Annotated in this window: 28 protein-coding genes; all 28 read right to left on the reverse strand. The window is 35.4% G+C overall.

The annotated features are described in order from the left end of the window. Positions 1-2 precede the first annotated feature (2 nt). The 28 genes from rpsM to rpsL all read right to left on the reverse strand — a co-directional run bounded on the left by rpsM (position 3) and on the right by rpsL (position 14,868). Positions 3-377 (reverse strand): 30S ribosomal protein S13, encoded by a 375-nt coding sequence (rpsM, locus tag CLU81_RS09170; RefSeq protein ID WP_007803675.1) that lies wholly within the window; start codon positions 375-377, stop codon positions 3-5. 2 nt (positions 378-379) lie between these two features. Continuing rightward, on the reverse strand, positions 380-496 hold the full coding sequence (ykgO, locus tag CLU81_RS09175) for a type B 50S ribosomal protein L36 (RefSeq protein ID WP_072945378.1): 117 nt from the start codon (positions 494-496) through the stop codon (positions 380-382). Between the two features lie 12 nt (positions 497-508). Continuing rightward, positions 509-724, reverse strand: a complete 216-nt coding sequence (gene infA / locus CLU81_RS09180) for a translation initiation factor IF-1 (RefSeq protein ID WP_007136545.1) — start codon at positions 722-724, stop codon at positions 509-511. Between the two features lie 7 nt (positions 725-731). Then, positions 732-2,078, reverse strand: coding sequence for a preprotein translocase subunit SecY (gene secY / locus CLU81_RS09185; RefSeq protein WP_089351921.1), 1,347 nt, complete (start codon positions 2,076-2,078; stop codon positions 732-734). A 13-nt stretch (positions 2,079-2,091) separates the two neighbouring features. After that, positions 2,092-2,544: a 50S ribosomal protein L15 gene (rplO, locus tag CLU81_RS09190; RefSeq protein ID WP_017495009.1), complete on the reverse strand. Its 453-nt coding sequence runs from the start codon at positions 2,542-2,544 to the stop codon at positions 2,092-2,094. A gap of 11 nt (positions 2,545-2,555) precedes the next feature. Beyond that, positions 2,556-2,738, reverse strand: coding sequence for a 50S ribosomal protein L30 (gene rpmD, locus CLU81_RS09195; protein WP_017495010.1), 183 nt, complete (start codon positions 2,736-2,738; stop codon positions 2,556-2,558). A gap of 12 nt (positions 2,739-2,750) precedes the next feature. Then, positions 2,751-3,275 (reverse strand): 30S ribosomal protein S5, encoded by a 525-nt coding sequence (gene rpsE, locus CLU81_RS09200; protein WP_085950926.1) that lies wholly within the window; start codon positions 3,273-3,275, stop codon positions 2,751-2,753. A gap of 3 nt (positions 3,276-3,278) precedes the next feature. Continuing rightward, a complete protein-coding gene (gene rplR, locus CLU81_RS09205; RefSeq protein ID WP_042565878.1) occupies positions 3,279-3,629 on the reverse strand; it encodes a 50S ribosomal protein L18 in 351 nt (116 codons plus the stop codon). 11 nt (positions 3,630-3,640) lie between these two features. Continuing rightward, on the reverse strand, positions 3,641-4,183 hold the full coding sequence (gene rplF, locus CLU81_RS09210) for a 50S ribosomal protein L6 (RefSeq protein ID WP_089478372.1): 543 nt from the start codon (positions 4,181-4,183) through the stop codon (positions 3,641-3,643). A gap of 18 nt (positions 4,184-4,201) precedes the next feature. After that, a complete protein-coding gene (gene rpsH, locus CLU81_RS09215) occupies positions 4,202-4,600 on the reverse strand; it encodes a 30S ribosomal protein S8 (RefSeq protein ID WP_017495014.1) in 399 nt (132 codons plus the stop codon). Positions 4,601-4,704: 104 nt separating this feature from the next. Then, positions 4,705-4,974, reverse strand: coding sequence for a 30S ribosomal protein S14 (gene rpsN, locus CLU81_RS09220; protein ID WP_007803655.1), 270 nt, complete (start codon positions 4,972-4,974; stop codon positions 4,705-4,707). A 3-nt stretch (positions 4,975-4,977) separates the two neighbouring features. Continuing rightward, on the reverse strand, positions 4,978-5,529 hold the full coding sequence (gene rplE, locus CLU81_RS09225) for a 50S ribosomal protein L5 (RefSeq protein WP_007803652.1): 552 nt from the start codon (positions 5,527-5,529) through the stop codon (positions 4,978-4,980). Between the two features lie 2 nt (positions 5,530-5,531). Next, positions 5,532-5,846 (reverse strand): 50S ribosomal protein L24, encoded by a 315-nt coding sequence (gene rplX / locus CLU81_RS09230; protein ID WP_007803650.1) that lies wholly within the window; start codon positions 5,844-5,846, stop codon positions 5,532-5,534. Between the two features lie 11 nt (positions 5,847-5,857). Beyond that, complete coding sequence (gene rplN, locus CLU81_RS09235) at positions 5,858-6,226, reverse strand: 50S ribosomal protein L14 (RefSeq protein ID WP_007803649.1); 369 nt, start codon at positions 6,224-6,226, stop codon at positions 5,858-5,860. 2 nt (positions 6,227-6,228) lie between these two features. Continuing rightward, positions 6,229-6,489, reverse strand: coding sequence for a 30S ribosomal protein S17 (gene rpsQ / locus CLU81_RS09240; protein ID WP_007803646.1), 261 nt, complete (start codon positions 6,487-6,489; stop codon positions 6,229-6,231). Positions 6,490-6,506: 17 nt separating this feature from the next. After that, the gene (gene rpmC / locus CLU81_RS09245; protein ID WP_007803639.1) at positions 6,507-6,698 is read right to left on the reverse strand and encodes a 50S ribosomal protein L29; all 192 of its coding nucleotides are present in this window, start codon (positions 6,696-6,698) and stop codon (positions 6,507-6,509) included. 13 nt (positions 6,699-6,711) lie between these two features. Next, a complete protein-coding gene (rplP, locus tag CLU81_RS09250) occupies positions 6,712-7,137 on the reverse strand; it encodes a 50S ribosomal protein L16 (RefSeq protein ID WP_007803637.1) in 426 nt (141 codons plus the stop codon). A 19-nt stretch (positions 7,138-7,156) separates the two neighbouring features. After that, complete coding sequence (rpsC, locus tag CLU81_RS09255) at positions 7,157-7,918, reverse strand: 30S ribosomal protein S3 (RefSeq protein WP_007803635.1); 762 nt, start codon at positions 7,916-7,918, stop codon at positions 7,157-7,159. A gap of 5 nt (positions 7,919-7,923) precedes the next feature. Beyond that, positions 7,924-8,337, reverse strand: coding sequence for a 50S ribosomal protein L22 (rplV, locus tag CLU81_RS09260; RefSeq protein WP_007803631.1), 414 nt, complete (start codon positions 8,335-8,337; stop codon positions 7,924-7,926). 6 nt (positions 8,338-8,343) lie between these two features. After that, entirely contained in the window at positions 8,344-8,622 is a 279-nt protein-coding gene (gene rpsS / locus CLU81_RS09265; protein WP_012022488.1) for a 30S ribosomal protein S19, read from the reverse strand. Positions 8,623-8,628: 6 nt separating this feature from the next. Next, entirely contained in the window at positions 8,629-9,453 is an 825-nt protein-coding gene (gene rplB, locus CLU81_RS09270) for a 50S ribosomal protein L2 (RefSeq protein ID WP_007803623.1), read from the reverse strand. Positions 9,454-9,462: 9 nt separating this feature from the next. Then, the gene (rplW, locus tag CLU81_RS09275; RefSeq protein ID WP_007803621.1) at positions 9,463-9,753 is read right to left on the reverse strand and encodes a 50S ribosomal protein L23; all 291 of its coding nucleotides are present in this window, start codon (positions 9,751-9,753) and stop codon (positions 9,463-9,465) included. A 7-nt stretch (positions 9,754-9,760) separates the two neighbouring features. Beyond that, the gene (gene rplD / locus CLU81_RS09280) at positions 9,761-10,390 is read right to left on the reverse strand and encodes a 50S ribosomal protein L4 (RefSeq protein ID WP_089351922.1); all 630 of its coding nucleotides are present in this window, start codon (positions 10,388-10,390) and stop codon (positions 9,761-9,763) included. Continuing rightward, positions 10,390-11,007: a 50S ribosomal protein L3 gene (gene rplC, locus CLU81_RS09285; RefSeq protein WP_007803612.1), complete on the reverse strand. Its 618-nt coding sequence runs from the start codon at positions 11,005-11,007 to the stop codon at positions 10,390-10,392. Before rplC ends, rplD begins: the two co-directional genes overlap by 1 nt. A 401-nt stretch (positions 11,008-11,408) precedes the next feature. Next, positions 11,409-11,714, reverse strand: coding sequence for a 30S ribosomal protein S10 (gene rpsJ, locus CLU81_RS09290; protein WP_007803605.1), 306 nt, complete (start codon positions 11,712-11,714; stop codon positions 11,409-11,411). A gap of 11 nt (positions 11,715-11,725) precedes the next feature. Then, on the reverse strand, positions 11,726-13,882 hold the full coding sequence (gene fusA, locus CLU81_RS09295; protein WP_055093057.1) for an elongation factor G: 2,157 nt from the start codon (positions 13,880-13,882) through the stop codon (positions 11,726-11,728). A gap of 10 nt (positions 13,883-13,892) precedes the next feature. Continuing rightward, positions 13,893-14,369 carry a 30S ribosomal protein S7 gene (gene rpsG / locus CLU81_RS09300; RefSeq protein ID WP_007803600.1) on the reverse strand — a complete coding sequence of 159 codons (477 nt, stop codon included), beginning with the start codon at positions 14,367-14,369 and terminating at the stop codon, positions 13,893-13,895. A 115-nt stretch (positions 14,370-14,484) separates the two neighbouring features. Continuing rightward, the gene (gene rpsL, locus CLU81_RS09305) at positions 14,485-14,868 is read right to left on the reverse strand and encodes a 30S ribosomal protein S12 (RefSeq protein ID WP_007136570.1); all 384 of its coding nucleotides are present in this window, start codon (positions 14,866-14,868) and stop codon (positions 14,485-14,487) included. Positions 14,869-14,927: the final 59 nt, after the last annotated feature.

A 14,927-nucleotide genomic window follows, 5' to 3' on the forward strand; every position in this document is an offset into this window, starting at 1 on the left:
TATTATTTAGTTGCTTTTTTCTTGTTAGCAACAGTTTTTCTTTTACCTTTTCTTGTTCTAGAGTTGTTTTTAGTTCTTTGTCCTCTTAACGGAAGACCAGATCTATGACGAATACCTCTGTAACAACCAATATCCATCAAACGTTTGATGTTCAAAGAAACTTCAGAACGTAATTCTCCTTCAATTTTGTAAAATGATACAGCATCACGAATTGCTCCGATCTCATCATCATTCCAATCTTGAACTTTTTTATCTTGGCTAACTTGAGCTTTTTCTAAAATCTCAATAGCTCTACTTCTTCCTAATCCAAAGATATAGGTAAGTGCTATAACACCTCTTTTATTTTTTGGGATATCTACCCCTGCTATTCTTGCCATAATTATCCTTGTCTTTGTTTAAATCTAGGATTCTTTTTGTTTATTACGTACAATCTCCCTTTTCTACGCACAATGATGCACTCGGGACTTCTCTTTTTTACTGATGCTCTAACTTTCATAGTGAATATCCTTTAATATCGATAAGTAATTCTTGCTTTTGACAAATCATAAGGACTCATTTCTAGTTTCACTTTATCACCAGGTAATAACTTGATGTAATGCATACGCATTTTACCAGAAATATGAGCAATTACGATATGTCCATTTTCTAACTCTACACGGAACATCGCATTTGACAATGCTTCAATGATTGATCCGTCTTGTTCTATTGCTGATTGTTTTGCCATAAATATATTAAGCTACCGCTTTTCTATTTTTACCAGTCTTCATTAAACCATCATAATGTTTGTTTAACAAGTATGAATTGATTTGTTGAATAGTATCTATTGCAACTCCAACCATAATTATTAATGAGGTACCTCCAAAAAACATTGCCCAAGATTGTTGTACATCCATAATACTTACAACAATAGCTGGGAACACAGCAATCAAAGCAAGGAATAAAGATCCTGGGAAAGTTATTAAAGACATCACTTTATCCAAGAAGTCTGAAGTTTCAGCACCTGGACGAACTCCAGGAATAAAACCACCGCTTCTTTTCAAATCATCGGCCATTTTGTTAGTAGGTACAGTGATTGCAGTATAGAAAAATGTAAATACAATAATTAATGTTGCAAATACAAAATTATACCAAAAACCAAACATATTACTAAATGCACCAACGATAGATTGTGATGTATCTGATTTAGACAATCCAGCTACAGCTGCAGGTATAAACATAATTGCCTGAGCAAAAATGATCGGCATAACTCCAGAAGCATTAAGCTTTAAAGGAATCCATTGTCTGTTACCGCCAGCTAAATCTTGCTCGTAATCTCCAGTTGTTGTACGACGAGCGTATTGAACCGGAATTTTACGTACTGCCATTGTAAGCAATACACAAGAAATGATTACCAATAACCACACAATAATTTCAATAACTAATAACATTGGACCACCATTGTTATTGGTAACTCTAGAAGAGAACTCTTGCATGAATGCTTGAGGTAATCTTGCCAAAATACCAACCATAATCAATAATGAAATTCCATTTCCAATACCTTTATCTGTAATTTTTTCTCCAAGCCACATAGCAAAAATTGTACCTGTAACTAAGATAATAACTGAAGAGAACAAAAATTCAGGAGAATTAAAACCTAACAAGAATGCACTTCCAGGCAATGTTCTATACAAATTATAGATATAAGTTGGACCTTGAACCAGTGTAATAGCTATAGTCAACCAACGAGTGATTTGATTAATCTTTTTTCTACCACTCTCTCCATCGTTTTGAAGTTTTTGTAAATAAGGAATCGCAATTCCCATTAACTGAACAACAATAGATGCAGAAATATAAGGCATAATACCTAAAGCAAAAACTGAAGCTTTAGAGAAAGCACCTCCTGTAAACATGTCTAGGATAGATCCTAAACCATTTTTAGTTTGTCCCGCTAAACCTGTTAATTGAGTTGCGTCAATTCCAGGTAGCGTTACGTGTGCACCAAAACGATATACTAAAAGCAATCCTAATGTAATTAGGATTCTGTTTTTCAGTTCTTCGATTTTCCAAACATTACTTATTGATTCAATAAATTTCTTCATCTTAGTAGATAAGTTATATAGTTACAGCTTCTCCTCCAGCAGCTTCAATAGCAGCTTTTGCAGTAGCAGTAAATTTGTGGGCAGTTACTTTTAATTTTGCTTTCAATTCTCCTCTACCTAAAATCTTAACGATTTCATTTTTGGTAGCTAGACGATTTGCTACGAAATCTGTCATAGAAACAGAATCAGTAATCACACCATTGTCTACTAATAATTGAAGCGTATCTAAATTAACACCTTCGTATTCTTTACGATTGATGTTTGTGAAACCAAACTTAGGCACACGTCTTTGAAGTGGCATTTGCCCTCCTTCAAAACCAATCTTTTTAGAATAACCAGAACGAGATTTTGCTCCTTTGTGACCTCTTGCAGAAGTACCACCTTTTCCAGAACCTTCTCCTCTACCTAATCTTTTATTTTGATTGTGTGTTGACCCTTCAGCTGGTTGTAAGTTACTTAAATTCATAACAGTATTTGTTATTTAGCTTCTTCGACAGAAACTAAGTGTTTAACTTTGTTTATCATCCCAAGGATTGCAGGATTTGAATCATGCTCTACAACTTGTCCCATTTTACGTAGACCTAAAGCTTCCAAACCTCTTTTTTGAGAAAGAGGGCAGTTGATTTTGCTTCTTACTTGTTTTACTAATAATTTAGCCATAATTTCCTTGAATTAACCTTTAAAAACTTTTTCTAAAGAAACACCTCTTTGTTTTGCAACAGTATGAGCGCTTCTCATTTGCAATAAAGCATCAAAAGTTGCTTTTACCACGTTATGAGGATTTGATGATCCTTGAGATTTAGACAATACATCGTGAATACCTACTGATTCAAGAACTGAACGAACAGCTCCACCAGCAATAACTCCTGTACCATGAGAAGCAGGAATTAAGAATACACGCGCACCACCAAATTTACCTTTTTGTTCGTGAGGAACAGATTGTCCATTCAAAGGAATTTTTACTAAATTTTTCTTAGCATCTTCTACTGCTTTCGCAATTGCTTCAGAAACGTCTTTAGATTTTCCTAATCCGTGACCAACTACTCCATTTTCATCACCTACAACTACAATAGCAGAAAAACCGAAAGCTCTACCTCCTTTTGTAACCTTAGTAACACGATTAACACTTACCAGACGATCTTTAAGTTCAAGACCACTTGGTTTTACCAATTCTACATTTTTGTATTTAGACATAATATATTAGAATTTAAGTCCAGCCGCTCTTGCGCCTTCTGCTAATGATTTAATACGACCGTGATACAAATATCCACCTCTATCAAAAGTGATGGTATCAATCCCAGCTTTTAACGCTTTCTCTGCAACAAGTTTTCCAACAGCAGCAGCGATTTCAACGTTAGTACCTTTTCCTATTTCTTTTTCTCTTGAAGATGCAGCTAATAAAGTAACTCCATTTACATCATCAATAAGTTGAGCGTAAATTTCTTTGTTACTTCTAAATACAGATAGTCTTGGGTTAGTAGCAGTACCACTAATCGATTTTCTAATTCTGAATCTAATTCTCTGTCTTCTATCAGATTTTGTTAATGACATAATCTTATTTTTTAAGCTGATTTACCTGCTTTTCTTCTTAATACTTCACCCACAAATTTAACACCTTTTCCTTTGTACGGCTCAGGCTTACGGAAACCTCTGATTTTCGCAGCAACTTGACCTAAAAGTTGTTTATCAAATGATGTTAATTTTACGATAGGGTTTTTACCTTTTTCAGATATTGTTTCTAAAGCTACTTCTGGAGCAATTTCTAAAACAATATTGTGAGAATATCCAAGAGCTAAATCTAACTTTTGACCTTGGTTTGAAGCTCTATAACCAACTCCAACTAATTCAAGTTCTTTTGTAAAACCTTCAGATACACCAATTATCATGTTATTGATTAATGATCTGTATAATCCGTGTTTTGCTCTTTGGTCTTTATGATCAGACGATCTCTCTAATAAAATTTGATCGCCTTCAACTTTTACAGTAATGTCCGAAAACTCCTGAGTTAGTTGACCTTTTTTTCCTTTTACCGTAACGATACCATCTTTAACTTCAACAGTTACTCCAGCAGCGATTACAATTGGGCTTTTACCTATTCTTGACATCTTATTTAGTCTTTAAAATTAGTATACGTAACAAATTACTTCACCACCTACATTTAATTGTTTCGCTTGTTTTCCAGTCATAAGACCTTTTGAAGTTGAAACAATTGCAATTCCTAATCCGTTAAGGATTCTTGGTAATTTGGCAGCACCTGCGTATTTACGTAAACCAGGTTTACTAATTCTTTGGATATCTTTAATTACAGGCTCTTTAGTATCTTTATCGTACTTCAAAGCAATTTTGATTGAACCCTGAACAGAGTTGTCCTCAAATTTGTAACTCAAGATATAACCTTGATCAAATAAGATCTTAGTTATTTCTTTTTTTAGATTAGAAGCTGGAATTTCAACAACTTTGTGGTTTGCAGCCACAGCGTTACGAACTCTAGTCAAATAATCTGCAATAGGATCTGTATACATATGTATTTGATTGCGATTATGGTTTTCGGGAGGCACTCGCCTCCCGAACCTTTAATCAATTAAAATTATTTTTTGGTTTGCAAAAGTAATAACTTATTACGAGATTACCAAGATGCCTTTTTAACTCCAGGAATTAATCCATTATTAGCCATCTCACGGAAAGTTACACGTGAAATACCGAATTGACGGATATACCCTCTTGGTCTACCTGTTAATTTACAACGATTGTGTAAACGAACTGGTGAAGCATTTTTAGGTAATTTTTGTAAACCTTCAAAATCTCCAGCTTCTTTCAAAGCTTTTCTTTTCTCAGCATACTTTGCTACCGTTTTTTCTCTCTTAACCTCGCGGGCTTTCATTGATTCTTTAGCCATGTCTTAATTCTTTTTAAAAGGTAATCCTAATTCAGCCAATAATGACTTTGCTTCCTTGTCTGTTTTTGCAGTAGTAACAAATGTAATATCCATTCCTGAAATTTTGTTTACTTTGTCAATATCAATTTCTGGGAAAATGATTTGCTCTAAAACTCCAAGGTTGTAATTACCTCTTCCGTCAAAACCAGTAGCTTTAATACCACTAAAATCTCTAACGCGTGGTAAAGCAGAAGTAACAAGTCTATCTAAAAACTCATACATTCTTTCACCACGTAAAGTAACTTTTGCTCCAATAGGCATCCCTTTTCTCAATTTGAAAGACGCAACGTCTTTCTTTGAAATTGTAGATACTGCTTTTTGTCCAGTGATCTTTGTTAACTCATCAACTGCATAGTCAATAAGTTTTTTATCAGATACAGCTGCACCAACTCCACGGCTCAAAACGATTTTTTCAAGTTTTGGAACTTGCATTACGTTTGTATATCCGAATTCCTCTTTAAGAGCAGAGATTACTCTACTCTTATATTCTTCTTTTAGTCTAGGTGTATATGCCATTACTATAGTACTTGATTAGATTTTTTTGAAAATCTTACTTTCTTATCTCCTTCTACTCTAATACCAACTCTAGTTGTTTCCTTAGTTTTAGGATCAATTAGTGAAATGTTAGATATTTGTATAGAAGCTTCTTTCTTAACGATACCACCTTGAGGGTTTTTAGCACTTGGTTTTGTATGTTTTGAAACCATGTTTACACCTTCAACTATCGCTTTATTTTTCTCACGGTAAACACGTAAAACTTTACCTTCAGCACCTTTATGGTCTCCAGCAATAACTCTTACGATATCTCCTGATTTTATTTTTAGCTTTATCATCTTAAAACGAATTAAAGCACTTCTGGTGCTAATGATACAATTTTCATGAATTGTTTTTCACGAAGTTCTCTTGCTACCGGACCAAAAACACGAGTTCCTCTCATTTCCCCTGCAGCGTTCAAAAGAACACATGCATTATCATCGAAACGGATATAAGAACCATCAGCTCTTCTCACTTCTTTTTTGGTACGTACAACAACTGCAGTTGAAACAGCTCCTTTTTTAACGTTACCGTTAGGAGTTGCATCTTTAATAGATACTACAATCTTGTCACCAACAGAGGCATACCTTCTTTTGGTACCTCCTAAAACACGGATAGTTAAAACTTCTTTTGCTCCCGTGTTATCTGCTACTTTTAGTCTTGATTCCTGTTGTACCATAATTATTTAGCTCTTTCTAAGATTTCAACTAATCTCCAACATTTTGTTTTACTTAAAGGACGCGTTTCGCTAATTCTTACAGTATCTCCAATGTTACAGTCGTTTGTTTCGTCGTGTGCAACGTATTTCTTTGTTTTCAACACGAACTTACCGTATAATGGGTGCTTTACTTTTCTTACTTCAGCAATAACAATAGACTTATCCATTTTATTTGAAGTAACAACACCTATTCTTTCTTTTCTTAAATTTCTTTTTTCTTCCATCTTTCAGCAGAATACAATTATTGTAACTCTCTTTTAGTTAACTCTGTAGCCAATCTTGCAACTGTTCTTCTTACACTTCTAATTTGAAGTGGGTTCTCAATTGGAGAAATAGCGTGAGCCATTTTTAGGTCAGCATATATTTTCTTAGTTTGACTAAGTTTTTCTTGCAACTCCGCTGCAGAAAGATCTTTTATTTCTGATTGTTTCATAATATAAATTTAATTATGCTTCGAAATCTCTAGCAACGACGAATTTAGTTTTTACTGGAAGCTTTTGAGCTGCAAGACGTAACGCCTCTTTTGCAACTGATAAAGGAACTCCTCCAACTTCAAACATAATTCTTCCGGGTTTAACAACGGCAGCCCAATATTCAACGGCACCTTTACCTTTACCCATACGTACCTCAAGAGGCTTCTTAGTAATTGGTTTGTCTGGAAATATTTTGATCCATAATTGTCCTTCTCTCTTCATGAAACGAGTTGCAGCAATACGCGCAGCTTCGATTTGACGAGAAGTTAAGAACATTCCATCTTCATGTACAGATTTAATACCAAACATTCCATTAGAAAGTTCATGCCCTCTTTGAGAGTTACCTTTCATTTTACCCTTTTGTACCTTACGGTATTTTGTTCTTTTAGGCTGTAACATTTTTCTTTAGTTTAAAAATTTACTTTCTTTTACGAGCGTCTGGTTTTCCACCTTTATTAAAAGGCTTTCTATCTCCTCTTGGAGAATCGCCACCTTTACCACCACCAGTTCCAGATTGTTTTTTATCCATTCCTGCAAGTGGAGAAAGATCTCTCTTTCCATAAACTTCACCTTTCATGATCCATACTTTGATACCCATTCTACCGTAAGTAGTGTGAGCTTCAGCCAAAGCATAATCAATGTCAGCTCTGAAAGTTGATAGAGGAATTCTACCTTCTTTGAAACCTTCTGAACGCGCCATCTCAGCACCATTCAAACGACCAGAAATCAAAACTTTGATACCTTCAGCGTTCATACGCATAGAAGCAGCAATAGCCATTTTGATTGCACGTCTGTAAGAAATACGACTTTCGATTTGACGAGCGATGCTTGTCGCCACAAGATAAGCATCTAACTCAGGTCTTTTGATTTCAAAGATGTTGATTTGAACCTCTTTGTCAGTAACTTTCTTAAGTTCCTCTTTTAACTTGTCTACCTCTTGTCCACCTTTTCCGATAATGATACCAGGTCTAGCAGTAGTGATAGTAACGGTTACAAGCTTCAAAGTTCTCTCAATGATTACTTTAGATACACTAGCTTTTGATAAACGAGCGTGGATATACTTTCTGATTTTGTGATCTTCGGCAAGTTTATCACCGTAATCATTTCCACCATACCAGTTTGAGTCCCACCCTCTGATGATACCAAGTCTATTTCCAATTGGATTTGTCTTTTGTCCCATGCTGCTTAAGAATTGCTTTGTGTGTTATTGATAGCTCCAAGCACGATTGTTACGTGGTTAGAACGTTTTCTTATTCTGTGTGCACGACCTTGTGGAGCTGGACGAAGTCTTTTCAACATCATTCCACCATCTACTCTGATCTCTTTAACAAATAATCCAGCTTCTTCTAAATTACCTTCACTATTTTTTTGCTCCCAGTTGTTGATTGCAGATAATAATAGTTTTTCTAATTTTCTTGAAGCTTCTTTAGAACTGAATCTTAAGATGTTAAGTGCTCTTTCTACCTTCTGACCTCTTACCAAGTCCGCTACTAAGCGCATTTTTCTAGGTGAAGTAGGGCAGTTATTCAATTTTGCGAAAGCAATAGACTTATTAGCCTCTTTTCTCGCATCTGCTGTTTCTCTTTTACGAACTCCCATTGCTTCTTATTTTTTACCTTTATTTTTTGCTCCAGCATGACCTCTAAAAGATCTAGTTGGTGAAAATTCTCCTAATTTGTGACCTACCATGTTTTCTGTTACGTAAACTGGTACAAATTGACGACCGTTATGAACTGCGATAGTTTGTCCAACGAAATCTGGAGTAATCATAGAAGCTCTAGACCAAGTCTTTACTACACTATTTTTACCACTTTCTACGTTTTCCTGAACTTTCTTGTCTAACTTATAATGAACGAAAGGTCCTTTTTTTAATGAACGTGCCATATCTTATTATTTCTTTCTACGTTCTACGATATACTTGTTACTCGGGTTTTTCTTAGAACGAGTTCTATAACCTTTTGCTGGTATTCCATTTCTTGAACGTGGATGTCCACCAGAAGAACGTCCTTCTCCACCACCCATTGGGTGATCAACAGGGTTCATTGCAACAGGTCTTGTTCTAGGTCTTCTTCCTAACCATCTTGTTCTACCAGCTTTTCCTGATACAACTAATTGGTGGTCTGAATTAGAAACAGCTCCAATTGTAGCCGAACAAGTTAACAAGATCAATCTTGTTTCACCAGATGGCATTTTAATTGTAGCGTATTTTCCATCTCTTGCCATTAATTGAGCAAATGTACCAGCCGAACGAGCGATTACCGCACCTTGACCTGGACGTAACTCAATACAAGAGATTACAGTTCCCAAAGGAATTCTGCTTAAAGGCAATGTATTACCAATTTCAGGTTGAGATTCTGGACCAGAAACTAATTTCTGACCAACTTTCAATCCGTTTTGAGCAATTACATAAGTTTTCTCTCCATCAGCATAAGCTAATAAAGCGATAAATGCAGTACGATTTGGATCGTATTCGATTGATTTCACAGTAGCCGGAATTCCGTCTTTAGTTCTTTTGAAATCAATAATACGATATCTCTGCTTGTGACCACCACCCGTATAACGCATGGTCATCTTTCCTTGACTATTTCTACCTCCAGAGTTTTTTATCGGCGCTATCAAAGAGCGTTCCGGCTTATCAGTTGTAATGGCGTCATAACCATTCACAACTCTAAATCGCTGACCTGGGGTAATAGGTTTTAATTTTCTTACTGACATTTTTCTATCTTAGATATTGTTGTAAAAATCAATTGTTTCTCCTTCTTGTACTTGAACAATCGCTTTCTTAATTGCATTTGTCTTTCCACTGATCAAACCACTTTTAGTGTATTTTGTAGTTCTATCCGGTCTTACGTTCATCGTGTTAACTGAAACGATAGTTACTCCATAAGCAGCTTCAATAGCTTTCTTAATTTGAACTTTGTTTGCTTTTTTGTCAACAACGAATCCGAAGCGGTTTAAAACTTCACTTTCTTTGGTTACTTTTTCTGTTACTATAGGTCTAATTATGATGCTCATATTCCTACTATTTACTTAAATTTTCTTCAATTAACTCCAAAGAGCCTTCTAAAAGCACTAAATTATTAGTGTTTAAAATAGCGTAAGTGCTTAATTCTGAGCTAGTTACGACATTTGAAGCCTTTAAATTGCGTGACGACAAATATACATTTTTATTTGACTCGCCCAACACAAATAGAGATTTTTTATTATCTAACCCTAAAGCTTTCAAAACGTTAATGAAATTTTTAGTGTTTGGAGTTTCAAAATTAAAGTCCTCAAGAACGATAATATTTGACTCTTTTGCTTTGATTGAGAAAGCTGATTTTCTCGCCAATCTTTTCAAGCTTTTATTCAATTTGAATGAATAACTTCTTGGTCTTGGTCCAAAAACTGTTCCACCACCTTTAAACAATGGATTTTTAATACTTCCCGCACGAGCAGTACCTGTTCCTTTTTGTTTTTTAATCTTACGTGTACTTCCTGTCACTTCAGCTCTTTCTTTAGCTTTGTGAGTCCCTTGTCTTTGATTAGCAAGATATTGCTTTACATCAAGGTATACAGCGTGATTGTTTGGTTCAATTGCGAATACTGAATCAGAAAGTTGAACTTTTCTTCCAGTATCTTTTCCGTTGAAATCTAATACTTTTACTTCCATTACTTCTGAATGATTACATAAGAGTTTTTATGTCCAGGAACACATCCTTTAATAACAAGTAGATTCTTTTCAGCAACTACTTTTAAAACTCTAAGGTTTTGAACTTTTACATTGTCTCCTCCCATTCTTCCAGCCATACGCATTCCTTTGAATACTCTAGATGGATATGAAGAAGCTCCCACAGAACCCGGCGCTCTTAAACGGTTGTGTTGACCGTGAGTTGCTTGTCCAACACCACCAAATCCGTGACGTTTAACAACCCCTTGAAAACCTTTACCTTTAGATACACCTTGTACATCTACAAATTCTCCTTCAGCAAAAATAGAAACATCAATAAGATCTCCTAATTTTTGTTCAGTTGCAAAATCTTGAAATTCAACGACTTTTTTCTTAGCAACAGTTCCAGCTTTTTTAAAGTGACCTAAAGCCGCTTTAGTGGAATGTTTCTCGTTTTTGTCATCGAAACCAAGTTGCAACGCTTCGTACCCGTCAACACCTTTGGTTCTGACTTGGGTAACAACACACGGCCCAGCTTCGATTACTGTACAAGGAATGTTTTTCCCATTTTCGTCGAAAATACTAGTCATGCCGATTTTTTTACCAATTAACCCAGACATAAATATTAATTATTAATTACTAAAATTCCCTTCAATTTGAAAATAACAGAAATTTCCAAACAGGGAGTGCAAAAGTAGATATTAAAATTGAATATACCAAACAGTTACAAAAATTAAATCGCTCATTATCAAAATCCAAGCTCAAAAGAAACCACCTCGACCTCTTTTATATTTCGATAAAAATAATTAAAATCAAAATTCATTACAGATTAGTACTACAAAAAAATTCCGTTAACAAAAACCAAAATCATCGCCACACAGCTCTAAATAAGGCTTTTCTAATAAACCAACATTAAATTATTGTTTTCATTTAATTAAAAAAACTAAACACAACAAAAATTAAAGCAACAAAAAAAGCGAAACATTTCTGTCTCGCTTTTTTTTATAAAAATATAATAAAATTATACTTTGATCTCTACTTCAACCCCACTTGGCAATTCAAGTTTCATTAAAGCATCAATAGTTTTAGATGAAGATGAATAAATATCAATCAATCTCTTGTATGACATTACTTCAAATTGCTCTCTCGCTTTTTTGTTAACGTGCGGAGAACGTAATACAGTGAAAAGTTTTTTGTGAGTTGGCAACGGAATTGGACCTGTTACAACTGCTCCAGTAGTTTTTACTGTTTTTACGATCTTTTCAGCAGACTTGTCTACCAACATGTGATCGTAAGATTTTAGTTTTATTCTGATTTTTTGACTCATTTTCTTAAGAATTAAGCGTTACCTTTTGCTTTTTTAATTACAGCTTCTGAAATATTAGAAGGTGTTTCTGCATAGTGAGAAAACTCCATTGTTGAAGTAGCTCTACCAGAAGATAATGTTCTTAATGTTGTTACATATCCAAACATCTCTGACAAAGGCACATCAGCTTTAATAGTTTTAGCACCGTTTCTGTCACCCATGTCATTAACCTGACCTCTACGACGGTTGATATCACCTACGATATCTCCCATGTTTTCTTCAGGAGTAATAACTTCCATTTTCATGATTGGCTCAAGAATAATTGCTCCAGCAGCTTTTGCTACTTCTCTATAACCCATTCTTGCAGCTAATTCAAAAGAAAGAGCATCAGAATCGACAGGGTGGAAAGATCCGTCTGTCAAAGTTACTTTCAAACTATCCACTTGATAACCAGCCAAAGGACCAGTTTTCATAGCTTCACGGAAACCTTTTTCTACAGATGGAATATATTCCTTAGGAACGTTACCACCTTTTACTGCATTAATAAACTGTAATCCTACAGGAACTTTACCATCAACTTCGTCAGCTGGCTCAAGTGTAAATACGATATCACCGAATTTACCACGACCTCCTGATTGTTTCTTATAAGTCTCTCTGTGTGTAGCAGTTCTTGTAAACGCTTCTTTATATTCAACTTGAGGCTCACCTTGGTTGACTTCAACTTTAAATTCACGTTTCATACGATCTACCAAGATATCTAAGTGAAGCTCACCCATACCTGAGATAATAGTTTGCCCTGAAGCCTCATCTGTTCTAACAGTAAATGTTGGATCTTCTTCAGCTAATTTAGCCAAAGCCATACCCATTTTATCAACGTCAGCTTTAGTTTTAGGCTCAATTGCAATACCGATTACCGGCGCAGGGAATTTCATAGACTCAAGAATAATTGGGTGTTTTTCATCACACAATGTATCTCCAGTTTTAATATCTTTAAATCCAACAGCAGCTCCAATATCTCCAGCTTCAATAAATTCAATTGGATTTTGTTTGTTAGCGTGCATTTGGTAGATACGAGAAATTCTTTCTTTATTTCCTGAACGTGTGTTCAAAACATAAGAACCAGCATCTAAACGACCAGAGTAAGCACGGAAGAAAGCTAAACGACCTACGAATGGGTCAGTAGCAATTTTAAATGCCAAAGCAGCGAACGGCTCTTTTACGTCTGGTTTACGTAAGATTTTAGTTTGATCTTCTTCTAATAATTCAGCATCATCAGGATGAATTCCTTCAATACCTTCCTTATCCATTGGAGAAGGTAAATACTTACAAACTGCATCTAACATGAATTGAACTCCTTTATTTTTGAAAGAAGAACCAGCAATCATCGGGATGATAGCCATATCCATAGTAGCAGCTCTTAAAGCGTTGTTGATTTCCTCTTCTGTAATAGAGCTTTCATCTTCCATGAATTTCTCTAATAAGTTTTCATCGTAATCAGCAACTGCTTCAATAAGAATAGATCTGTATTCTTTAACCTCTGCAACCATATCAGCAGGAATTTCAACAATATCAAAAGTCGCCCCTTGAGTTGCATCATGCCAAATGATAGCTTGGTTTTTTACTAAATCTACAACACCTTTGAAATCATTTTCTTCACCAATTGGCAAAGTGATTGCAACAGCATTTGATTTTAACATATCACGAACTTGTTGACAAACTGCCAAAAAGTTAGATCCTTGACGGTCCATTTTATTTACGAATCCCATACGAGGAACTCTGTACTGATCTGCAAGTCTCCAGTTAGTTTCTGATTGAGGCTCAACACCATCAACAGCACTAAACAAGAAAACCAAACCATCAAGTACACGTAAAGAACGGTTTACCTCTACAGTAAAGTCAACGTGTCCAGGAGTATCAATGATATTGAAGTGGTAAGGCAATGATTCAGGCAAAAGTTTACCTTGTTCAGTTGGAAAATTCCACTCACAAGTTGTTGCAGCTGAAGTAATTGTAATACCTCTTTCTTGCTCTTGAGCCATCCAGTCCATTGTTGCAGCACCATCGTGTACTTCACCAATTTTGTGTGACTTTCCAGTATAAAAAAGGATACGCTCAGTTGTTGTTGTTTTACCAGCATCAATGTGAGCAGCAATTCCGATATTTCTTGTATATTTTAAATCTCTAGCCATTTCTTACGAATTAAAATCTAAAGTGAGAGAAAGCTTTATTAGCTTCTGCCATCTTGTGAGTATCCATTCTTTTCTTAACCGCAGCACCTTCTTCTTTAGCAGCAGCTAAACATTCTGACGCTAAACGTTGTGCCATAGATTTTTCATTTCTTCTTCTAGAATAAAGTATTAACCACTTCATTGCCATAGAAATTTTTCTGTCTGGTCTAATTTGCATTGGAATTTGAAATGTAGCTCCACCAACTCTACGGCTACGTACTTCTACGTGAGGCATAACGTTTGTTAAAGCATCTTTCCAAATTTCTAATGAAGATTTTTCTGAATCTTGCTTTTTAGACTCAATGATGTCAATAGCATCATAAAATACTTTGAAAGCTGTAGATTTCTTACCGTCCCACATTAAGTTGTTCACAAAACGTGTTACCAGTTGGTCGTTAAACCTTGGATCTGGTAAAAGTGGTCTTTTCTTTGCCGCTCTTTTTCTCATGTCTTTTTTTTAATAAAAAGTTATAGGTCATCCGTTAAATGTTATGTGTCATCCACTTTAGCTTACACCAAATTTCAAACCCTTAACTCCTAACCTCCAACTTTAACGTTTTAAATTACTTTTTTGCTTCTTTTGGGCGTTTAGCACCGTACTTAGATCTTCTTTGCGTTCTTCCTGCAACTCCTGACGTGTCAAGCGCTCCACGAACGATATGATATCTAACACCTGGTAAATCTTTTACCCTTCCACCTCGCACTAATACTATCGAGTGCTCTTGTAGATTGTGTCCTTCTCCAGGGATGTAAGCATTCACTTCATTACCATTTGTCAAACGTACACGCGCAACTTTACGCATTGCAGAGTTTGGTTTTTTTGGTGTAGTAGTGTAAACACGCGTACAAACCCCTCTTCTTTGAGGACAAGAATCTAAAGCAACCGATTTACTCTTCTTAGTGATCTGAGTTCTTCCTGTTCTTACTAATTGTTGAATTGTTGGCATAATTAATACTAAAAATTTATTATGTATATTAAATTCCCGCTTTTTACGGGGTTGCAAAT

The organism is Flavobacterium sp. 9 (assembly GCF_002754195.1).
Taxonomy (GTDB): Bacteria; Bacteroidota; Bacteroidia; order Flavobacteriales; family Flavobacteriaceae; genus Flavobacterium.

Bases quoted from the DNA above. Each gene is read 5' to 3' on its own strand.
- rplF (WP_089478372.1), bottom strand. From the start codon at position 4,183: ATGTCAAGAATAGGTAAAAGCCCAATTGTAATCGCTGCTGGAGTAACT.
- rplV (WP_007803631.1), bottom strand. From the start codon at position 8,337: ATGGGAGTTCGTAAAAGAGAAACAGCAGATGCGAGAAAAGAGGCTAAT.
- rpsQ (WP_007803646.1), bottom strand. From the start codon at position 6,489: ATGGAAGAAAAAAGAAATTTAAGAAAAGAAAGAATAGGTGTTGTTACT.
- rpsH (WP_017495014.1), bottom strand. From the start codon at position 4,600: ATGTATACAGATCCTATTGCAGATTATTTGACTAGAGTTCGTAACGCT.
- rplC (WP_007803612.1), bottom strand. From the start codon at position 11,007: ATGTCTGGGTTAATTGGTAAAAAAATCGGCATGACTAGTATTTTCGAC.
- rpmD (WP_017495010.1), bottom strand. From the start codon at position 2,738: ATGGCTAAATTATTAGTAAAACAAGTAAGAAGCAAAATCAACTGCCCT.
- rplO (WP_017495009.1), bottom strand. From the start codon at position 2,544: ATGAATTTAAGTAACTTACAACCAGCTGAAGGGTCAACACACAATCAA.
- rpsL (WP_007136570.1), bottom strand. From the start codon at position 14,868: ATGCCAACAATTCAACAATTAGTAAGAACAGGAAGAACTCAGATCACT.
- rplW (WP_007803621.1), bottom strand. From the start codon at position 9,753: ATGAGCATCATAATTAGACCTATAGTAACAGAAAAAGTAACCAAAGAA.
- rplX (WP_007803650.1), bottom strand. From the start codon at position 5,846: ATGATAAAGCTAAAAATAAAATCAGGAGATATCGTAAGAGTTATTGCT.
- rpsJ (WP_007803605.1), bottom strand. From the start codon at position 11,714: ATGAGTCAAAAAATCAGAATAAAACTAAAATCTTACGATCACATGTTG.
- rplD (WP_089351922.1), bottom strand. From the start codon at position 10,390: ATGGAAGTAAAAGTATTAGATTTCAACGGAAAAGATACTGGAAGAAAA.
- rplR (WP_042565878.1), bottom strand. From the start codon at position 3,629: ATGTCATTAACAAAATCTGATAGAAGACAGAGAATTAGATTCAGAATT.
- rplB (WP_007803623.1), bottom strand. From the start codon at position 9,453: ATGTCAGTAAGAAAATTAAAACCTATTACCCCAGGTCAGCGATTTAGA.
- infA (WP_007136545.1), bottom strand. From the start codon at position 724: ATGGCAAAACAATCAGCAATAGAACAAGACGGATCAATCATTGAAGCA.
- ykgO (WP_072945378.1), bottom strand. From the start codon at position 496: ATGAAAGTTAGAGCATCAGTAAAAAAGAGAAGTCCCGAGTGCATCATT.
- rpsN (WP_007803655.1), bottom strand. From the start codon at position 4,974: ATGGCTAAAGAATCAATGAAAGCCCGCGAGGTTAAGAGAGAAAAAACG.
- fusA (WP_055093057.1), bottom strand. From the start codon at position 13,882: ATGGCTAGAGATTTAAAATATACAAGAAATATCGGAATTGCTGCTCAC.
- rpsM (WP_007803675.1), bottom strand. From the start codon at position 377: ATGGCAAGAATAGCAGGGGTAGATATCCCAAAAAATAAAAGAGGTGTT.
- rplN (WP_007803649.1), bottom strand. From the start codon at position 6,226: ATGGTACAACAGGAATCAAGACTAAAAGTAGCAGATAACACGGGAGCA.
- rpmC (WP_007803639.1), bottom strand. From the start codon at position 6,698: ATGAAACAATCAGAAATAAAAGATCTTTCTGCAGCGGAGTTGCAAGAA.
- rpsG (WP_007803600.1), bottom strand. From the start codon at position 14,369: ATGAGAAAAAGAGCGGCAAAGAAAAGACCACTTTTACCAGATCCAAGG.
- rplP (WP_007803637.1), bottom strand. From the start codon at position 7,137: ATGTTACAGCCTAAAAGAACAAAATACCGTAAGGTACAAAAGGGTAAA.
- rplE (WP_007803652.1), bottom strand. From the start codon at position 5,529: ATGGCATATACACCTAGACTAAAAGAAGAATATAAGAGTAGAGTAATC.
- secY (WP_089351921.1), bottom strand. From the start codon at position 2,078: ATGAAGAAATTTATTGAATCAATAAGTAATGTTTGGAAAATCGAAGAA.
- rpsC (WP_007803635.1), bottom strand. From the start codon at position 7,918: ATGGGACAAAAGACAAATCCAATTGGAAATAGACTTGGTATCATCAGA.
- rpsS (WP_012022488.1), bottom strand. From the start codon at position 8,622: ATGGCACGTTCATTAAAAAAAGGACCTTTCGTTCATTATAAGTTAGAC.